The organism is Burkholderia sp. NLJ2 (assembly GCF_049487195.1).
GTDB classification, from domain to species: Bacteria; Pseudomonadota; Gammaproteobacteria; order Burkholderiales; family Burkholderiaceae; genus Burkholderia; species Burkholderia pyrrocinia.
Map to the genome: position 1 here is coordinate 1,144,462 of NZ_CP137808.1, position 16,794 is coordinate 1,161,255.

Sequence of the window (16,794 nt, forward strand, 5' to 3'; positions counted from 1 at the left end):
GGAGACCTGTGGCGCACCGCGCGCTGCGGATGACAGCTTATGGCAACCGCTTTCTATACGCACCCTGACTGCATGCTGCACGAGATGGGGGAATGGCATCCGGAATGCCCGGCCCGATTGTCGGCGATCCAGGATCAACTGATCGCGAGCCGCATCGACGACCTGATCGTGCACGAAACCGCGCCGTTCGCGAGCGAGGTGGCGTTGGGCCGTGTGCATACGCAGGCGCACATCGACTACATCCGGGGCATGACGCCGGTCGACGGCTACGTCGAGATCGATCCCGATACGCTGATGAACCGCGATACATGGCGCGCGGCGCTGCGCGCGGCCGGTGCCGCGATCGCGGCGACCGACGCGGTGATCGAAGGCCGCTACGCGAATGCGTTTTGCGGCGTCCGGCCGCCCGGCCACCACGCGGAGCCCGCGCGCGCGATGGGTTTCTGCTTCTTCAACAACGTCGCGATCGCCGCGCGGCATGCGCTCGACGTACACGGTCTTGAGCGTGTCGCGATCATCGATTTCGACGTGCACCACGGCAACGGCACCGAGGCTGCGTTCGCCAACGACGAGCGCGTGCTGATGTGCAGTTTCTTCCAGCATCCGCTGTACCCGTTCTCGGGCGTCGATCACCAGGCGCCGAACATGGTCAACCTGCCGATGCCCGCGCGCAGCAACGGGATGGCGATCCGCGAAGCCGTCGACATGTTCTGGCTGCCGCGTCTCGACGCGTTCAAGCCGCAGATGCTGTTCGTGTCGGCCGGCTTCGACGCGCATCGCGAGGACGACATCGGCAATCTCGGCCTCGTCGAGGCCGACTTCGAATGGCTGACCGCGCAGATCGTCGACGTCGCGCGTCGTCATGCGCAGGGCCGCATCGTGAGCTGTCTCGAAGGCGGCTACAACCTGTCCGCGCTCGGGCGCAGCGTCGTCGCGCACCTGCGCGTGCTGGCCGGTATCTGACCGGCCGGCTGCCACCGGCATGTGCGCTTGATCAGCGCACCGGCACGCGCGCGTGAATCCACGCGATCAGCGCGTCGATCACGCGATCGCGTTCGAGATCGTTCATCGTTTCGTGGAAGCCGCCTTCGTATAGCGTCAGCGTGCGATCGGGCGAGCCGACACGCGCGCCGAACGCGCGGCTGCCGTCGGGTTCGGTCAGCTTGTCCTCGGTGCCGTGATAAACGAGCACCGGGACGCGCAGCGCATCGCGGCCGCGTTCGATACGCGCCATCGCATCGAGAATCTCCGCGCCGGTGCGTGCGGGCACCGCGCCGTGATGCACGAGCGGATCGGCGCGATTGGCCGCGACGATGGCCGGGTCGCGCGACAGCAGCGCCGCATCGATCCGGATCGCGGGGAAGGTCGGCCACGCGCGGCTGATGACGCGGCTTACCGCGAGCATCCAGCGCGGCACGTCGCGCCCCGGTGCGAGCGCCGGGCTCGACAGCACGAGGCCCGTCAGCGCATGGCCGTTGGCCGGCGCGCGTTCGATCGCGTACAGCGCAGCGACGGCGCCGCCCATGCTGTGTCCCATCAGGAATAGCGGCGCATTACCGCGCGCGGCTTCCGCGACCAGCGCATCCGCATCGTTCAGGTAACCGTCGAAACGCTCGACCCAGGCTCGCTTGCCGGGCGACTGGCCGTGCCCGCGCAGATCGATCGCGAGCACGTCGATGCCGGCCGCGTTCAGCCGGCCGGCGAGCGCGGCATAACGACCCGCGTGTTCGGCGAGACCGTGAACGAGCGCGATCGTCGCGCGCGGCGGCGCGGTGCCGTCGCCGGCCGGCCAGCGGTACGACGCCAGTTCGAGCCCGTCCGCGGTTCGCAGCCGGCCCATTTTCGGCACGGGCGGCGACGAAGGCGCCGATCCGGCGGTGGCAGGCGCGGCGGCCGGCGTGGTGGTGGCGGTCATCTGGCGTGTCCCCTGTTCGTTGGCATATGTGTTCCGGATCATAGTCGCGGCATTGTCGAGGCGGGCCAGCGGCGCCCCTCTAATTCCGTGAGGTTATGAAAAGATCGAAATCGATTATTAAGGGGAATGAGGGGTTTGCGGTAAAATCGCCGGCTATTCCAGATGCATCGGTGGCCGACTGGCGGGCCTGCTCGCCAGCCGGCCGCCGTTTTGTTTACATGATCGAATTACGCAATCTTTCGCAGCGTTTCCCCGGGCCGAGCGGCTGGGTCGAGGCGCTGCACAACGTCAACCTGACGATCCCGCAGGGCGAGGTGTTCGGCATCATCGGCCGAAGCGGCGCCGGCAAGAGCACGCTCGTGCGCACCATCAACCTGCTCACGCGGCCGACCGAAGGCAATGTCGTCGTCGGTGGGCGCGATCTCACGCTGCTGCCGGCGGGCGCGCTGCGCGAGGCGCGCCGCGAGATCGGCATGATCTTCCAGCATTTCAACCTGCTGTCGTCGCGCACGGTGTTCGACAACGTTGCGCTGCCGCTGGAGCTGGCCGGCGCAAGCCGTGCCGAGATCGAGGCCGCCGTGCTGCCGCTGCTCGACCTCGTCGGGCTGTCCGCGCAGAAGGATCGTTACCCGTCGCAGATCAGCGGCGGACAGAAGCAGCGCGTCGGCATCGCACGCGCGCTCGCGAGCCAGCCGAAAGTGCTGTTGTCGGACGAAGCGACGTCCGCGCTGGATCCCGAGACCACACGGTCGATCCTCGACCTGCTGAAGCGCATCAACCGCGAGCTCGGCCTGACGATCGTGCTGATCACGCACCAGATGGAAGTGATCAAGCAGGTGTGCGATCGCGTCGCGGTGCTCGATGCGGGGCGCGTAGTCGAGGAAGGCCGCGTGATCGACGTGTTCCTGCAGCCGCATCACGAAGTGACGCGCGCGCTGATCGGCGACGTGATCGCGCAGGAACTGCCGCCCGCGCTGAAGATACGCGTGGCCGAGCGGCTGAAGACGGGCAGCGGGCATCTGCTGCGGCTCGCGTTCACGGGCTCGGGGGTCGACCAGCCGATCCTGTCGGAGACGATCCGCCGTTACGAACTCGATTTCAACATCCTGCACGGCCAGATCGACGAGATCCAGGGGCAGGCATTCGGTTCGCTCGCGGTGCTCGCGGGCGGCGAGCCGGGCAAGGTCGGGCAGGCGCTCGCGTTCCTGCGCGAGCAAGGTGTGGTGGTAGAGGAGCTTTCGTATGTTGAGTGAGATGTTCGATATGTTCGTGCAGTCGTTCTGGGAGACGCTGATCATGGTCGGCATCTCCGGGGCGGTCGGCGCGCTCGTCGGGCTGCCGCTCGGCGTGCTGCTCTACCTGACCGATCGTCAGGGCGTGCTGCAGAACCTCGCCGTGAATCGCGTGCTCGGCGGCATCGTAAACGCCGTCCGCTCGACGCCGTTCATCATCCTGCTGGTCGCGGTGATTCCGTTTACGCGGCTCGTCACGGGTTCGTCGATCGGCACGGCAGCGGCGGTCGTGCCGCTGACGCTCGCTGCTGCGCCGTTCATCGCGCGTCTCGTCGAGACGGCGCTGCGCGAAGTCGACCGCGGGCTGATCGAGGCCGCGCAATCGATGGGCGCGACCACGTCGCAGATCGTATTCAAGGTGCTGTTGCCCGAATCGCTGCCGGGCGTCGTGGCGGGCCTGACGATCACGTTCGTGTCGCTGGTCGGCTATTCGGCGATGGCGGGTGCGATCGGCGGCGGCGGGCTCGGCGATCTCGGGATCCGCTACGGCTACCAGCGCTATCTGCCGGAAGTGATGTGGACGGTCGTCGCGATCCTGATCGTGTTCGTGCAGATCGTGCAGTCGTTCGGCGACTGGCTCGTCCGCCGGCTGAGCCACAAATAAGACGAAATTGATCCGTTAGGGGGAAAGACGATGCAACGACGCTTCATGCTGAAGTTCGCGGCGGCACTCGGCGCAGCCGCGCTGTTCGCGGGCGCGCACGCACAGGCCGAAACCATCAAGGTAGGCGTGACGGGCGGGCCGCACGCGCAGATCATGGAAGCGGTGAAGAAGGTCGCGGCGAAGAGCGGCCTCGAGATCCGCATCGTCGAATTCTCCGACTACGTGCAGCCGAACGCGGCGCTCGCGTCGGGCGACCTCGATGCGAACAGCTACCAGCACGATCCGTATCTGCAGGCGCAGGTGAAGGATCGCGGCTACAAGCTGATCAAGGTCGCGGATACCGTCACGTTCCCGATGGGCATTTATTCTAAGCGCGTGAAGTCGCTGACCGAATTGAAGCCCGGCTCGCGTGTCGCGGTCCCGAACGATCCGACCAACGGCGGCCGTGCGCTGCTGTTGCTGCAAAAGCAGGGCCTCCTGAAGCTGCGTGCGGATGCGGGGTTGAAGGCGACGCCGCTCGATATCGTCGACAATCCGCGCAAGCTGAAGATCGTCGAGCTCGATGCGGCGCAGATTCCGCGTTCGCTCGGCGACGTCGACGCCGCTGCGATCAATACCAACTACGCGATGGAAGCGGGGTTGAAACCGAAACAGGACGCGATCGCGATCGAGGGTCCGAACGGCCCGTACGCGAACATCCTTGCGATTCGCGAAGCGGACCGGAACAAGCCGTGGGTCGCGAAACTGATCGCGGCCTATCATTCGGCCGACGTGAAGCAGTTCATCGAAGGCAAGTTCGGCGGCGCGGTCATTGCTGCCTGGTAACGGGCAGAGCACGGGACGCCCGGCGGGATTAGAGTCGATGATCGAAAACCCGGGCTTTGCGTCCGGGTTTTTTCTCTTTTAAAATAGAACGATCGTTCGCTATCATTGGCGCGTCGCCAAGAAGCGGTATCCTCGACAGCCACGATGGATGGGTCCGCTTGGCCGCGCAGTCATGAGGCCTCGCTATAGAATGGCCTCTGGTCGTATTCGTAACTTTGGAGCGTGTGCATGAAAATCCTGGTGCCAGTGAAAAGAGTGGTCGATTACAACGTGAAGGTCCGCGTGAAGTCGGACAACACGGGCGTCGACATCGCAAACGTGAAGATGTCGATGAACCCGTTCGACGAAATCGCCGTTGAAGAAGCCGTGCGCCTGAGGGAAGCTGGCGTCGCGACCGAAGTGATTGCGGTGTCGGTAGGCGTCACGCAGGCGCAGGAAACGCTGCGCACGGCGCTGGCGATCGGCGCGGATCGCGCGATCCTCGTCGAGTCGACCGACAGCGTCGAGCCGCTGGCCGTCGCGAAGATCCTGAAGGCGCTGGTCGACAAGGAGCAGCCGCAGCTGGTGATCCTCGGCAAGCAGGCGATCGACGACGATTCGAACCAGACGGGCCAGATGCTGGCCGCGCTGGCCGGCCTGCCGCAGGCGACGTTCGCGTCGAAGGTGACGGTCGCCGACGGCAAGGCGACGGTCGCACGTGAAGTCGACGGTGGCGCGGAAACGCTGTCGCTGACGCTGCCGGCGGTGATCACGACCGACCTGCGCCTGAACGAGCCGCGCTACGTGACGCTGCCGAACATCATGAAGGCGAAGAAGAAGCCGCTGGAAACCGTGAAGCCGGAAGACCTGGGCGTGGACGTCGCGCCGCGTCTGAAGACGCTGAAGGTGGTCGAGCCGCCGAAGCGCGCAGCCGGCGTGAAGGTGCCGGACGTGAAGACGCTGGTCGAGAAGCTGAAGACCGAAGCCAAGGTGCTGTAAGAGGGAGCGGAAAGAAATGACGATTCTGGTGATTGCAGAACACGACAACGCGTCGATCAAGGCCGCGACGCTGAACACGGTGGCGGCGGCTGCGAAGATCGGCGGCGACGTTCACGTGCTGGTCGCGGGCCACAACGCGCAAGCGGCTGCAGACGCAGCAGCGAAGATCGCCGGTGTTGCGAAGGTGCTGCTGGCCGACGCGCCGCAGCTCGAAGCGGGCCTCGCGGAAAACGTCGAAGCGACCGCGCTGAACATCGCGAAGGACTACTCGCACATCCTCGCGCCGGCGACGGCCTACGGCAAGAACATCGCGCCGCGCATCGCCGCGAAGCTGGACGTCGCGCAGATCTCGGACATCACGGCGGTCGATTCGGCCGACACGTTCGAGCGCCCGATCTACGCGGGCAACGCGATCGCGACGGTGCAGTCGAGCGACCCGATCAAGGTCATCACGGTGCGTGCGACGGGTTTCGATCCGGTTGCAGCAGAAGGCGGCAGTGCAGCGGTCGAGAAGATCGAAGCGGCAGCCGACGCAGGCAAGTCGCAGTTCGTGAGCCGTGAAGTGACGAAGCTGGACCGTCCGGAACTCACGAGCGCGAGCATCATCGTGTCGGGCGGCCGCGGTCTGGGCAGCGGCGAGAACTACACGAAGGTGCTGGAGCCGCTGGCCGACAAGCTGTCGGCTGCGCTCGGCGCCTCGCGCGCGGCAGTCGACGCAGGCTACGTGCCGAACGACTATCAGGTCGGCCAGACCGGCAAGATCGTTGCACCGCAGCTGTACATTGCCGTGGGCATCTCGGGTGCGATCCAGCACCTGGCCGGCATGAAGGATTCGAAGGTGATCGTCGCGATCAACAAGGATCCGGAAGCGCCGATCTTCAGCGTGGCCGACTATGGCCTCGTCGGCGATCTGTTCACGCTCGTGCCGGAGCTCGTCGCCGAGCTCGGCTGACGCGGTGTGACGCTTCAGCGGTAAGCACAAGGGAAAAGGGGCGCGACGAGCGCCCTTTTTTTCGCCATCGACAGAAGAGAGCAGGGGAGACACGCCATGAGTTATGTCGCACCGGTCAAGGACATGCTGTTCGTGCTGAAGGAACTCGCGGGCATCGACGCCGTTGCGCAGTTGCCGGGTTTCGAGGATGCCGGTTACGACACGGCGCAGGCTGTGCTCGATGAGTCCGCGAAATTCTGCGGCGAGGTGCTGGCGCCGCTGAACGTCGAAGGCGACCGCAACCCGAGCAGCTGGAAGGACGGCGTCGTGACCGCGACGCCGGGCTTCGCGCAAGCGTTCCGCCAGTTCGTCGAAGGCGGCTGGCAGGGGCTGCAGCATCCGGCCGAGTACGACGGCCAGGGGCTGCCGAAGCTGATCGCGACGCCGTGCATCGAGATGCTGAACGCGTCGAACCTGTCGTTCGCGCTGTGCCCGCTGCTGACCGACGGCGCGATCGAGGCGCTGCTGACGGCCGGCACCGACGAGCAGAAGCAGCGCTACGTGCCGAAGCTGATCTCGGGCGAATGGACCGGCACGATGAACCTGACCGAGCCGCAGGCGGGCTCCGATCTGGCGCTGGTGCGCTCGCGCGCGGAGCCGCAGGGCGACGGCACCTACAAGGTGTTCGGCACGAAGATCTTCATCACGTGGGGCGAGCACGACATGGCGGACAACATCGTCCACCTGGTGCTGGCGCGCACGCCGAACGCGCCGGAAGGCGTGAAGGGCATCTCGCTGTTCATCGTGCCGAAGTTCATGGTCAACGAGGACGGTTCGCTCGGCGCGCGCAACGACGTGCACTGCGTGTCGATCGAGCACAAGCTCGGGATCAAGGCGAGCCCGACGGCGGTGCTGCAATACGGCGACCACGGCGGCGCGATCGGCTACCTGATCGGCGAAGAGAACCGCGGCCTCGAATACATGTTCATCATGATGAACGCGGCGCGCTTCGGCGTCGGGATGCAGGGGATCGGCGTGGCCGACCGTGCGTACCAGAAGGCGGCGGAATTCGCGAAGGAACGCGTGCAGAGCCGCCCGGTGGACGGCTCGGCGAAGCAGTCGGTGACGATCATCCATCACCCGGACGTGCGCCGCATGCTCGGCACGATGCGCGCGCTGACCGAAGGCGCGCGGGCGCTGGCGTACGTGGCAGCCGCGCACAGCGACATTGCCCACCGCCATTCGGACGAGGCGACGCGTGGCCGTCATCAGGCAATCTACGAATATCTGGTGCCGGTCGTGAAGGGCTGGAGCACGGAGATGGTGAACGACGTGGCGAGCCTGGGCGTACAGGTGCACGGCGGGATGGGCTTCATCGAGGAGACGGGCGCGGCGCAGTACTACCGCGATGCGCGGATCCTGGCGATCTACGAAGGCACGACGGCGATCCAGGCGAACGACCTGGTCGGCCGCAAGACGATGCGCGACGGCGGCGCGGTGGCGAAGGCGCTGATCGCGGAGATCGGTGAGACGGTGGCGGCGCTGGGCAGGCTGGACGGCGCGGCGGCCGCGTCGATGAAGGCACAGTTGGAGAAAGGTGCGCGCGCGCTGTCATCGGTGGTGGACTACGTGGTGGCGAACGTGAAGCAGGACCCGAACGCGGTGTTCGCGGGCAGCGTGCCGTACCTGAAGCTGGCGGGCGTGGTGCTGTGCGGGTGGCAGATGGCGCGCGCGCTGGTGGCGGCGCAGGCGAACCGCGCGAGCGACCCGGCGTTCTTCGACGCAAAGATCGCGATCGCGCAATGCTATGCGGAGCACATTCTCGTGCAGGCCGGCGCGCTCGAAGCGTCGATCGTCGGCGCGAAGGGCAACGAGAGCGTGCTCGCGTTGACGGAAGACCAGTTCTGATTCAGCAACGTATCCGATGAAATGAAAAAGGCGCCCCGACGGGCGCCTTTCTTTCTGATGCCGGCCGGCCCGCATTGCTGCGGGCAGTCGCGGCTTATGCGTATGCCGGGCGCGTCTGGCCGGCCACTTCCTTCAGGTAACGGTGCACCGACAGGTCGTCGGCCTGGATCGCCGGCTTCTTGCCCGAGATCAGGTCCGCGAGCAGTTGGCCCGAACCGCACGACATCGTCCAGCCGAGCGTGCCGTGGCCGGTGTTCAGGAACAGGTTCGACACCGGCGTGCGGCCGACGATCGGCGTGCCGTCCGGCGTCATCGGGCGCAGGCCCGTCCAGAACGTCGCCTTCGACGTGTCGCCGCCGCCCGGGAACAGGTCGTTCACGCACATTTCGAGCGTTTCGCGGCGCGCCGCGCGCAGCTTCTTGTCGAAGCCGACGATTTCCGCCATGCCGCCGACGCGGATGCGCTGGTCGAAACGCGTGATCGCGATCTTGTAGGTTTCGTCGAGCACGGTCGACACGGGCGCGGCCGCTTCGTTGACGATCGGCGCGGTGATCGAATAGCCCTTCAGCGGATAGACCGGAATCTTCATCAGGTTCGAGATGAAGCTGGTCGAGTACGAGCCGAGTGCGACGACGTACGCGTCCGCGCGCACCGTCTCGCTGCCGCACTGCACGCCGGCGATCTTGCCGCCCGCGATCGCGAGCGCATCGATCGGCGTGTTGTAGCGGAACTTGACGCCGAGCGATTCGGCGAGCGCCGCGAGGCGCGTCGTGAACAACTGGCAATCGCCCGTTTCGTCGCCCGGCAGGCGCAGGCCGCCCGTCAGCTTGTGCGACACGGCGGCGAGCGCCGGTTCGGCATTCTTCAGGTCGGCCGGCGACAGCAGTTCGAACGGCACGTTCGCTTCCTGCAGCACGGCGATGTCCTTCGCCGCGCCGTCGAGTTGCTGTTGCGTGCGGAACAGTTGCAGCGTGCCGCCCGTGCGGCCTTCGTACTGGATGCCGGTGTCGGCACGCAGCGCCTGCAGGCAGTCGCGGCTGTATTCGGCGAGGCGGACCATGCGGCCCTTGTTGACCGCATAGCGCTCGGTCGTGCAGTTGCGCAGCATCTGCCACATCCACTGGAGCTGGAAGCGCGTGCCGTCGAGACGGATTGCAAGCGGCGCGTGCTTTTCGAACATCCACTTGACGGCCTTCAGCGGCACGCCGGGCGCGGCCCACGGCGCGGCATAGCCGGGGGAAATCTGGCCCGCGTTCGCGAAGCTCGTCTCGAGCGCAGGGCCGGCTTCCCGGTCGATCACAGTGACTTCATGACCGGCGCGCGCGAGGTAATACGCGCTTGCCACGCCCACCACACCGCTGCCCAGAATGACGACTCGCATAGCTGCTCCAGATGGAAGGGACCAGATCGAGGCCGGGCGCACCCGCGGCTCCGTGTAACCTCTAGCTGATCTAGTTTTTTGCGCTATGGTATTGTCGAATGTCCAGGTTTTGTTATCGTATTTTTCAGGTTTTCAGCATAAACAAATGAGAACGCAACGTCAGCCCGTACGCTCGCTCGACAAGCTCGACCGGCGCATCCTCAAACTGCTCCAGGACGACGGCCGGATGGCGATGAAAGACCTCGCGGAACAGGTCGGATTGACCGTCACGCCGTGCATCGAGCGCGTCCGGCGCATGGAGCGGGACGGCGTGATCACCGGCTATCACGCGCGGGTCGACCCTGGCCAGCTGGGTGCCGCGCTGCTGGTGTTCGTCGAGATCACGCTCGGCCACAAGGGCGGCAACATGTTCGAGCAATTCCGTCGGGAAGTGATGAAGATCGACGAGGTGCTCGAATGCCACCTCGTGTCCGGCGATTTCGACTACCTGATCAAGGCGCGGATCGGCGAGATGGCCGACTACCGGAAGCTGCTCGGCGATATCCTGCTGCAGTTGCCCGGCGCCGTGCAGTCGAAGAGCTATGTCGTGATGGAAGAAATCAAGGAGACGTTGACGATCGCGGTCGGCGAGTGACGTGCCGGCGGCCTGTTGTCGAGCCCCTTATCCCGCCCTTGGCATGCTGCACCTAATACTGTATAAATGTACAGTATTAGGTGCAGGCGAATGGGTGGGCACATGGACGATCGGTCCGACAACGAATTTCCGATAGCGCCGCCCGTGCCCCGCAAGGGGCGCGGTGCGGTCGACAACCTGCAGGGGCGGTACGAGATCGCGCAGCGCGAAGCGATTGACGACGGCTGGACGCACGAGTCGGACGATGCCGACTTCCCCGCGCCGCTGCGCACGCAGGTATTCGAGGAGCGTGCGAAGAGCATCCTGACGCACAACCAGTCGCCCGATATTCCGTTCAGCGTATCGCTCAATCCGTATCGCGGTTGCGAGCACGGCTGCATCTACTGCTTTGCGCGGCCGACGCACAGCTATCTTGGCCTGTCGCCGGGGCTCGATTTCGAAAGCCGCATCTACGCGAAGGTCAATGCGGCCGAACTGCTCGAGCGCGAGATTTCGAGGAAGCGCTATGTACCCGAGCCGATCGCGCTCGGTGTCAACACCGACGCCTACCAGCCGGTCGAGCGCGACCTGCGCATCACGCGCAGCGTGATCCAGGTGATGCACGATCACGGGTTGCCGTTTGCCGCGATCACGAAATCGTCGCTGATCGAGCGCGATCTCGATCTGCTTGCGCCAATGGCCGAGCGCGGACAGGTGATGGCGGCGGTCACGATCACGACGCTCGACGCCGATCTCGCGCGTACGCTCGAGCCGCGTGCGGCGACACCGGCGCGCCGGTTGCGCACGATCCGTGCGCTGCGCGATGCGGGCGTGCCGGTCGGCGTGAGCATTGCACCGGTGATTCCATTCGTCACCGAGCCCGACATGGAGCGCGTGCTCGAAGCGTGCGCGGAAGCCGGTGCGACACATGCGAGCTACATCATCCTGCGGTTGCCGTGGGAGGTCGCGCCGCTGTTCAAGCACTGGCTTGCCGCGCATTTCCCCGATCGCGCGGAACGCGTGATGAACCGGGTGCGCGACATGCGCGGCGGGAAAGACTACGACTCGGATTTCTCGAAACGGATGAAGGGCGAGGGGATCTGGGCCGACCTGTTGCGGCAGCGCTTCCGCCAGGCGGTCAAGCGGCTCGGGCTGAACGAGCGCACGAACGGCATCCTCGATCTGTCGCAGTTTCGTGGCGCGCCTGCCGTCGCTGTGTCGGCGCCGCGTGCTGCGGTTCGCGCAGCCGGCGCGAAGTCGCGTGACGACATGCAGTTGAACCTGTTCTGACTGGCGCGCAATACCGGTGCCCGTCGGCGCCGGTGCGTCGCGCTTACTGCGAAATCTGCTTTGCTGCTTCGACCTGCGACTCGAAATACGTCTGGAACGACAGCGCGAGCGCGGTCATCAGCAGGAACGCACCGATCAGCAGCGAGAAGATCACGACAAAGATCACGGTCCAGCCCGACCGGCTGTGCTTGCCCGTTTCCGCGTTGAATTGCGCGTCCCACTTTTCGTCGGGGCGCAGCCCGTAGACGAGCGCGGCGAGAAACGCCGCCAGCAGCGAGATTGCGCCGGGTACCGCGAGCCACCAGCCGAGGCCAGCACTGCGCTGGGTCGCGGCGAGCAGGAGGAAGCCCGGGATGCCGACGATCGTCGCGAGCAGGTGTGCCCAGCCGTACACGTCGCGAAAGCCGTACAGATAGAAGCGGTGCGCGCCGAGCGACCCGAACAGGAATGCGAGGGCGGCGGTGAGCGTCTTGGAACGGAAGCGGCGGGACGGTGCGGTGCTGCTGGACATGGATGGCGGCGTATTGTCGTTGGCATGGGCGGCCGGCGGGCCGGCGCGGGCGCGCGGCCCGGCACGCATTCTACGATGCCCGGTCGGGCCCGGTCACCCCCGGCCTGCGTCAAGGCGCCGCATAGGTCACGCGGTAGATTGCACCTGCGTAGTCGTCGCTGATGAGCAGCGAACCGTCCGGTAGCGGCAGCACGTCGGCCGGGCGCCCCCATACCGTGCCGTCGGGCCGCAGCCAGCCCGTGACGAACGGAGTCTGGCGCGCGTGGCTGCCGTCCGCCGACACGACGACGCGCATCACGCGGTAGCCGACCTTCGTGCTGCGGTTCCATGAACCGTGTTCGGCGATGAACACATTATTGCGATACGAGGCCGGAAACATGGGCCCGGTATAGAAGCGCATGCCGAGCGCCGCGACGTGCGCGCCGAGTTTCAATACGGGCGGTACATAACGACGGCATACGTCGGCGCTGCCGAATTCGGGGTCGGGCGTGTCGCCGCCATGGCAGTATGGAAAGCCGAAGTCGAGGCCGGCGCGAGGCGCGCGGTTCAGCTTGTCGTCGGGCACGTCGTCGCCCATCATGTCGCGCCCGTTGTCGGTAAACCAGAGCTCGCCCGAATCGGGGTGCCATGCGAAGCCGACCGTGTTGCGCACGCCGCGGGCGACGACCTCGCTTCCGCTGCCGTCGGCCTTCATGCGTGCGATGATCGCGTAGCGGCCACGATCGGCGAGACAGACATTGCACGGTGCGCCGGTCGGCACGTAAAGCTTGCCGTCGGGGCCGAACGCAATGAATTTCCAGCCGTGGTGGTGTTCGGTCGGCAGTGCGTCTGTCACGACGACAGGCGGCGGTGGCTTGGCGAGCCGGTCATCGATGTGATCGAGGCGCAGGATGCGCGACACGGCGGATATATAGAGCGCACCGTCGCGGTAGGCGACGCCGACGGGCATGTCGAGCCCGGACGCGATCACGTGGCGCGCGCTGATCCGGCCCTCGTGCATCTCGAACGCATGCACGCGGCCTTCCCGTGTGCCGACATACAGGATGCCGCGCGGCGACCACGCCATTTCGCGTGCGGTCGGTACCGCGTCGGTCAGCACTTCCACGTGGAAGCCGGGCGGCACGACAAGTTCATCGACCGGCAACGGCGCGGCAAACGCCGTTGCGGACGCGAGGCAGGCAAGGTCGGCAAGCAGCGCCATGAAACGGTGCTGCGCGCGGCGCGTCGGGGCGGCGCGAAGGAGCGGCATGACGGTCGGGAACGTCCTGGACACGACGATTGTATGCCCGGCCGACAGGCCGTCCGCGGATTTTTTCCGCGTAAGTGTTTGTTGTACCTCTGGTTTCCGGCTATAATCGCGTGTTTCAGTAGTTTCGAACCCGGTTTTCCGAAGGACATCATATGGTTATCATCCGTCTGGCTCGTGGCGGCTCGAAGAAGCGCCCGTTCTACAACATCGTTGCTACCGATTCGCGTAACCGTCGTGACGGCCGCTTCATCGAGCGCGTCGGCTTCTACAACCCGGTCGCCACGAAGGGCGAATCGCTGCGTATCGCTCAGGACCGCCTGACGTACTGGCAAGGCGTTGGCGCGCAACTGTCGCCGACCGTCCAGCGTCTCGTGAAGGAAGCGCAAAAGGCGCAACCGGCTGCCTAACATGGCACGGTGTGCCGGTCGTGCCGGCTGTGAGGTGCATTGATGGCGGGTCACGATTCCGGTAATGCAAGGCGCGGGCGTGCGTCATTCGGCGCATTCGTCCGCAAGCCGGTCGAGCGCGACGTTGTCGCGAACGCCGGACAGGCTGCCGAACAAGGTAGCCTCGACGCGACGCAAGCCTGGCCCGACGATGCTGTCGAGGTCGGGGCGGTGGTCGACGCCTACGGCCTGAAGGGCTGGATCAAGGTGGCGACGCATGCCGACGCCGGTCGCGGCGGCGACGCGCTGCTTAACGCGCGCCGCTGGTGGCTGGAACGAGGTGCGGAGCGGCTTTCCGCCCGCATCATGCAGTCGAAGACGCACAGCGACACGGTCGTTGCGCAACCCGCGGGCGTTGGCGACCGCGATGCTGCGCTGGCTATGCGCGGCTTTCGCGTGTTCGTGCGCCGGGAAGATTTTCCGGCATTGGCCGCGGACGAATTCTATTGGGTCGACCTGATCGGTCTCGATGTCGTCAACGAACAATCGGTGGCGCTCGGGAAGGTGGGCGGGATGATCGACAACGGCGTGCATTCGATCATGCGTGTCGAGTATCCGGCGACCGGCAAAGACGGTCAGCCGACTACCGACGAACGGTTGATTCCGTTTGTCGGCGTATACGTCAAAACGGTGGATCAGGCGGCGCGTCGCATCGTCGTCGACTGGGAAGCCGATTACTGAAATGAACCAGGTTACCGAGAGCGCGGTGCAGTTCGACGTCGTCACGCTCTTCCCCGAGATGTTCCGCGCACTGACCGACTGGGGAATCACCAGCCGGGCCGTCAAGCAGGGGCGCTTCGGGCTGCGCACCTGGAACCCGCGTGATTTCACGACGGACAACTACCGCACGGTCGACGATCGCCCGTACGGCGGCGGTCCGGGCATGGTGATGCTGGCCAGGCCGCTCGAAGCCGCGATCGGCGCCGCGAAGGCGGCGCAGGCGGAGCAGGGCATCGCGAGCACGCGTGTCGTGATGATGTCGCCGCAGGGCGCGCCGCTCACGCACGAGCGAGCGGTGCGGATGGCGCAGGAGCCGGGTGTCGTCGTGCTGTGCGGCCGTTACGAAGCGATCGACCAGCGCCTGCTCGACCGTTGCGTCGACGAGGAAATCAGCCTCGGCGATTTCGTGCTGTCGGGCGGGGAGCTGCCTGCGATGGCGATGATGGATGCGGTCGTGCGGTTGCTGCCCGGTGTGCTGAACGATTCGCAGTCGGCCGTGCAGGACAGTTTCGTCGACGGCCTGCTCGATTGTCCGCACTACACGCGCCCCGAGGAATACGATGGCGTGCGCGTGCCGGACGTGCTGCTCGGCGGGCATCATGCCGAGATCGAGCGGTGGCGGCGGCAGGAAGCATTGCGGAATACGTTGCGGAAGCGGCCGGACCTGATCGTCCGGGCGCGTCGCGAAAAGTTGTTGAGCCGTGCCGACGAGGCATGGCTCGCGAACCTCGCACGCGAAGCGAAGGACGCCTCCTGAGGCGGCGTCGCGGGCGGGAATTGGCGGTGCCGTGCATGCGTGCGCGGCGCCTGATGTGAACCCATCCTCTATCGGGGCCGGCCTGGGAGCAGGCAGGCGCAAACGCCGACACGATGGCAATCGGAGTCAGTGATGAACCTCATCGCAAAACTTGAGCAGGAAGAAATCGAGCGCGCGCTCGCCGGCAAGACGATTCCCGAATTCGCCCCGGGCGATACGGTGATCGTGAACGTGAACGTGGTTGAAGGTACCCGCAAGCGCGTTCAGGCCTACGAAGGCGTCGTGATCGCGATTCGCAGCCGTGGTCTGAACTCGAATTTCATCGTCCGCAAGATCTCGTCGGGCGAAGGCGTCGAGCGTACGTTCCAGACGTACTCGCCGCTGCTGGCGAGCATCGTCGTGAAGCGCCGCGGTGATGTGCGTCGCGCGAAGCTGTACTACCTGCGCGAGCGTTCGGGCAAGTCGGCTCGTATCAAGGAAAAGCTGGTGTCGAAGGATCGCGCCGCAGCAGCTTCCCAAGAGTAAGAGCTGTAAGGAAAAAGCACCCACCCGGGTGCTTTTTTCATTCTGGCGCGACAATATGCTCGATACGACACGATCCCGAGAGCCCCATTGAATCGCCGCCCCATCATCGATCCCGAAGTCTTGCCGGTCGAAGGCACCGGCGCCGGCCTGCCGACCATCGATCCCGGCCTGATGACGCCGTCCGGCTTGCGCGACCGTTTCGCGCGCACGCTCGACTGGAGCGTCGAGCCCGGAGAGGCGAGGCTGCAGGAAGGCGTCGATCCGCGTAGTGCGGCCGTCCTCGTGCCGCTCGTCGCCCGCGAGTCGGGCCTCACCGTGCTGTTGACCCAGCGCGCCGATCACCTGAACGACCATGCGGGGCAAATCAGCTTTCCCGGCGGCCGTCGCGAACCGTTCGACCGCGATGCGACCGCCACCGCGTTGCGCGAGGCGAAGGAAGAGATCGGGCTGGCTGCCGAACGCGTCGAGATCCTCGGCGCGCTGCCCGACTACCTGACCGGCACCGGCTTCCGCGTGGCGCCGGTGGTCGGCCTCGTGCATCCGCCGTTCACGACGCAGGCCGACACGTTCGAAGTCGCCGAGATCTTCGAGGTGCCGCTCGCGTTCCTGATGAATCCCGCGAACCATCAGGTCCGCGTGTTTCGCTGGGAAGGCGGCGAGCGTCGTTTTTTTGCGATGCCTTATCCGAACGGCGAACCAGGCGGGCATTACTTCATCTGGGGCGCAACTGCCGGCATGTTTCGCAATCTGTACCGCTTCTTGGTCGCCGCATAGGCGCACACACCGGCCGGCGCACGCGGCCGGCCGCTGGGCGACCGCGCCGGCAGCCATGCGAGGCTTACGCTGTGC

At 65.8% G+C, this 16,794-nt stretch carries 18 protein-coding genes; 14 read left to right on the top strand and 4 right to left on the bottom strand.

The features are described 5' to 3' along the window. Positions 1-39: 39 nt before the first annotated feature. Positions 40-963 (top strand): histone deacetylase family protein, encoded by a 924-nt coding sequence (locus tag R9B84_RS05285; RefSeq protein ID WP_423759470.1) that lies wholly within the window; start codon positions 40-42, stop codon positions 961-963. A gap of 31 nt (positions 964-994) precedes the next feature. Here R9B84_RS05285 and R9B84_RS05290 read toward each other — a convergent pair whose 3' ends face one another. Next, positions 995-1,915, bottom strand: coding sequence for a lysophospholipase (locus R9B84_RS05290; RefSeq protein ID WP_423759471.1), 921 nt, complete (start codon positions 1,913-1,915; stop codon positions 995-997). Between the two features lie 218 nt (positions 1,916-2,133). On the opposite strand from R9B84_RS05290, the gene R9B84_RS05295 reads away from it, so the two are divergent. The 6 genes from R9B84_RS05295 to R9B84_RS05320 all read left to right on the top strand — a co-directional run bounded on the left by R9B84_RS05295 (position 2,134) and on the right by R9B84_RS05320 (position 8,453). Further along, entirely contained in the window at positions 2,134-3,168 is a 1,035-nt protein-coding gene (locus R9B84_RS05295; RefSeq protein WP_423759472.1) for a methionine ABC transporter ATP-binding protein, read from the top strand. Continuing rightward, positions 3,158-3,811 carry a methionine ABC transporter permease gene (locus R9B84_RS05300; RefSeq protein ID WP_006486982.1) on the top strand — a complete coding sequence of 218 codons (654 nt, stop codon included), beginning with the start codon at positions 3,158-3,160 and terminating at the stop codon, positions 3,809-3,811. Before R9B84_RS05295 ends, R9B84_RS05300 begins: the two co-directional genes overlap by 11 nt. A gap of 30 nt (positions 3,812-3,841) precedes the next feature. Beyond that, positions 3,842-4,636 carry a MetQ/NlpA family ABC transporter substrate-binding protein gene (locus R9B84_RS05305; protein ID WP_423759473.1) on the top strand — a complete coding sequence of 265 codons (795 nt, stop codon included), beginning with the start codon at positions 3,842-3,844 and terminating at the stop codon, positions 4,634-4,636. Positions 4,637-4,864: 228 nt separating this feature from the next. Beyond that, positions 4,865-5,614, top strand: coding sequence for an electron transfer flavoprotein subunit beta/FixA family protein (locus R9B84_RS05310; protein ID WP_423759474.1), 750 nt, complete (start codon positions 4,865-4,867; stop codon positions 5,612-5,614). Between the two features lie 16 nt (positions 5,615-5,630). Then, the gene (locus R9B84_RS05315) at positions 5,631-6,566 is read left to right on the top strand and encodes an electron transfer flavoprotein subunit alpha/FixB family protein (RefSeq protein ID WP_423759475.1); all 936 of its coding nucleotides are present in this window, start codon (positions 5,631-5,633) and stop codon (positions 6,564-6,566) included. 96 nt (positions 6,567-6,662) lie between these two features. Continuing rightward, positions 6,663-8,453 (top strand): acyl-CoA dehydrogenase, encoded by a 1,791-nt coding sequence (locus R9B84_RS05320; protein ID WP_423759476.1) that lies wholly within the window; start codon positions 6,663-6,665, stop codon positions 8,451-8,453. 94 nt (positions 8,454-8,547) lie between these two features. On the opposite strand, the gene R9B84_RS05325 is transcribed toward R9B84_RS05320, so the two are convergent. Next, positions 8,548-9,834, bottom strand: a complete 1,287-nt coding sequence (locus tag R9B84_RS05325; protein WP_423759477.1) for a D-amino acid dehydrogenase — start codon at positions 9,832-9,834, stop codon at positions 8,548-8,550. A gap of 145 nt (positions 9,835-9,979) precedes the next feature. Between R9B84_RS05325 and R9B84_RS05330 the strand changes: the two genes are divergently transcribed. Continuing rightward, the gene (locus R9B84_RS05330) at positions 9,980-10,468 is read left to right on the top strand and encodes an Lrp/AsnC ligand binding domain-containing protein (RefSeq protein ID WP_012492860.1); all 489 of its coding nucleotides are present in this window, start codon (positions 9,980-9,982) and stop codon (positions 10,466-10,468) included. A 90-nt stretch (positions 10,469-10,558) separates the two neighbouring features. Continuing rightward, a complete protein-coding gene (locus R9B84_RS05335; RefSeq protein ID WP_423759478.1) occupies positions 10,559-11,737 on the top strand; it encodes a PA0069 family radical SAM protein in 1,179 nt (392 codons plus the stop codon). Between the two features lie 43 nt (positions 11,738-11,780). On the opposite strand, the gene R9B84_RS05340 is transcribed toward R9B84_RS05335, so the two are convergent. After that, on the bottom strand, positions 11,781-12,248 hold the full coding sequence (locus R9B84_RS05340) for an NINE protein (protein ID WP_034183440.1): 468 nt from the start codon (positions 12,246-12,248) through the stop codon (positions 11,781-11,783). A 109-nt stretch (positions 12,249-12,357) separates the two neighbouring features. Beyond that, on the bottom strand, positions 12,358-13,497 hold the full coding sequence (locus R9B84_RS05345; RefSeq protein ID WP_423759479.1) for a PQQ-dependent sugar dehydrogenase: 1,140 nt from the start codon (positions 13,495-13,497) through the stop codon (positions 12,358-12,360). A 152-nt stretch (positions 13,498-13,649) separates the two neighbouring features. Between R9B84_RS05345 and rpsP the strand changes: the two genes are divergently transcribed. The 5 genes from rpsP (at position 13,650) to R9B84_RS05370 (ending at position 16,719) form a co-directional block, all read left to right on the top strand. Then, complete coding sequence (gene rpsP, locus R9B84_RS05350) at positions 13,650-13,904, top strand: 30S ribosomal protein S16 (RefSeq protein WP_006476550.1); 255 nt, start codon at positions 13,650-13,652, stop codon at positions 13,902-13,904. A gap of 42 nt (positions 13,905-13,946) precedes the next feature. Then, positions 13,947-14,624, top strand: a complete 678-nt coding sequence (rimM, locus tag R9B84_RS05355) for a ribosome maturation factor RimM (RefSeq protein WP_423759480.1) — start codon at positions 13,947-13,949, stop codon at positions 14,622-14,624. 1 nt (position 14,625) lies between these two features. Beyond that, a complete protein-coding gene (gene trmD / locus R9B84_RS05360) occupies positions 14,626-15,420 on the top strand; it encodes a tRNA (guanosine(37)-N1)-methyltransferase TrmD (RefSeq protein WP_034183054.1) in 795 nt (264 codons plus the stop codon). Between the two features lie 132 nt (positions 15,421-15,552). Then, on the top strand, positions 15,553-15,945 hold the full coding sequence (gene rplS, locus R9B84_RS05365; RefSeq protein WP_048249607.1) for a 50S ribosomal protein L19: 393 nt from the start codon (positions 15,553-15,555) through the stop codon (positions 15,943-15,945). Positions 15,946-16,032: 87 nt separating this feature from the next. Beyond that, positions 16,033-16,719 (top strand): CoA pyrophosphatase, encoded by a 687-nt coding sequence (locus tag R9B84_RS05370; RefSeq protein WP_423759481.1) that lies wholly within the window; start codon positions 16,033-16,035, stop codon positions 16,717-16,719. Positions 16,720-16,794: the final 75 nt, after the last annotated feature.

Coding starts and splice junctions, on each gene's coding strand:
- R9B84_RS05335 (WP_423759478.1), top strand. CDS start 10,559: ATGGGTGGGCACATGGACGATCGGTCCGACAACGAATTTCCGATAGCG.
- R9B84_RS05310 (WP_423759474.1), top strand. CDS start 4,865: ATGAAAATCCTGGTGCCAGTGAAAAGAGTGGTCGATTACAACGTGAAG.
- R9B84_RS05340 (WP_034183440.1), bottom strand. CDS start 12,248: ATGTCCAGCAGCACCGCACCGTCCCGCCGCTTCCGTTCCAAGACGCTC.
- R9B84_RS05325 (WP_423759477.1), bottom strand. CDS start 9,834: ATGCGAGTCGTCATTCTGGGCAGCGGTGTGGTGGGCGTGGCAAGCGCG.
- rimM (WP_423759480.1), top strand. CDS start 13,947: ATGGCGGGTCACGATTCCGGTAATGCAAGGCGCGGGCGTGCGTCATTC.
- R9B84_RS05285 (WP_423759470.1), top strand. CDS start 40: ATGGCAACCGCTTTCTATACGCACCCTGACTGCATGCTGCACGAGATG.
- rplS (WP_048249607.1), top strand. CDS start 15,553: ATGAACCTCATCGCAAAACTTGAGCAGGAAGAAATCGAGCGCGCGCTC.
- R9B84_RS05345 (WP_423759479.1), bottom strand. CDS start 13,497: ATGCCGCTCCTTCGCGCCGCCCCGACGCGCCGCGCGCAGCACCGTTTC.
- trmD (WP_034183054.1), top strand. CDS start 14,626: ATGAACCAGGTTACCGAGAGCGCGGTGCAGTTCGACGTCGTCACGCTC.
- R9B84_RS05305 (WP_423759473.1), top strand. CDS start 3,842: ATGCAACGACGCTTCATGCTGAAGTTCGCGGCGGCACTCGGCGCAGCC.
- R9B84_RS05290 (WP_423759471.1), bottom strand. CDS start 1,915: ATGACCGCCACCACCACGCCGGCCGCCGCGCCTGCCACCGCCGGATCG.
- R9B84_RS05320 (WP_423759476.1), top strand. CDS start 6,663: ATGAGTTATGTCGCACCGGTCAAGGACATGCTGTTCGTGCTGAAGGAA.
- rpsP (WP_006476550.1), top strand. CDS start 13,650: ATGGTTATCATCCGTCTGGCTCGTGGCGGCTCGAAGAAGCGCCCGTTC.
- R9B84_RS05295 (WP_423759472.1), top strand. CDS start 2,134: ATGATCGAATTACGCAATCTTTCGCAGCGTTTCCCCGGGCCGAGCGGC.
- R9B84_RS05300 (WP_006486982.1), top strand. CDS start 3,158: ATGTTGAGTGAGATGTTCGATATGTTCGTGCAGTCGTTCTGGGAGACG.
- R9B84_RS05330 (WP_012492860.1), top strand. CDS start 9,980: ATGAGAACGCAACGTCAGCCCGTACGCTCGCTCGACAAGCTCGACCGG.
- R9B84_RS05315 (WP_423759475.1), top strand. CDS start 5,631: ATGACGATTCTGGTGATTGCAGAACACGACAACGCGTCGATCAAGGCC.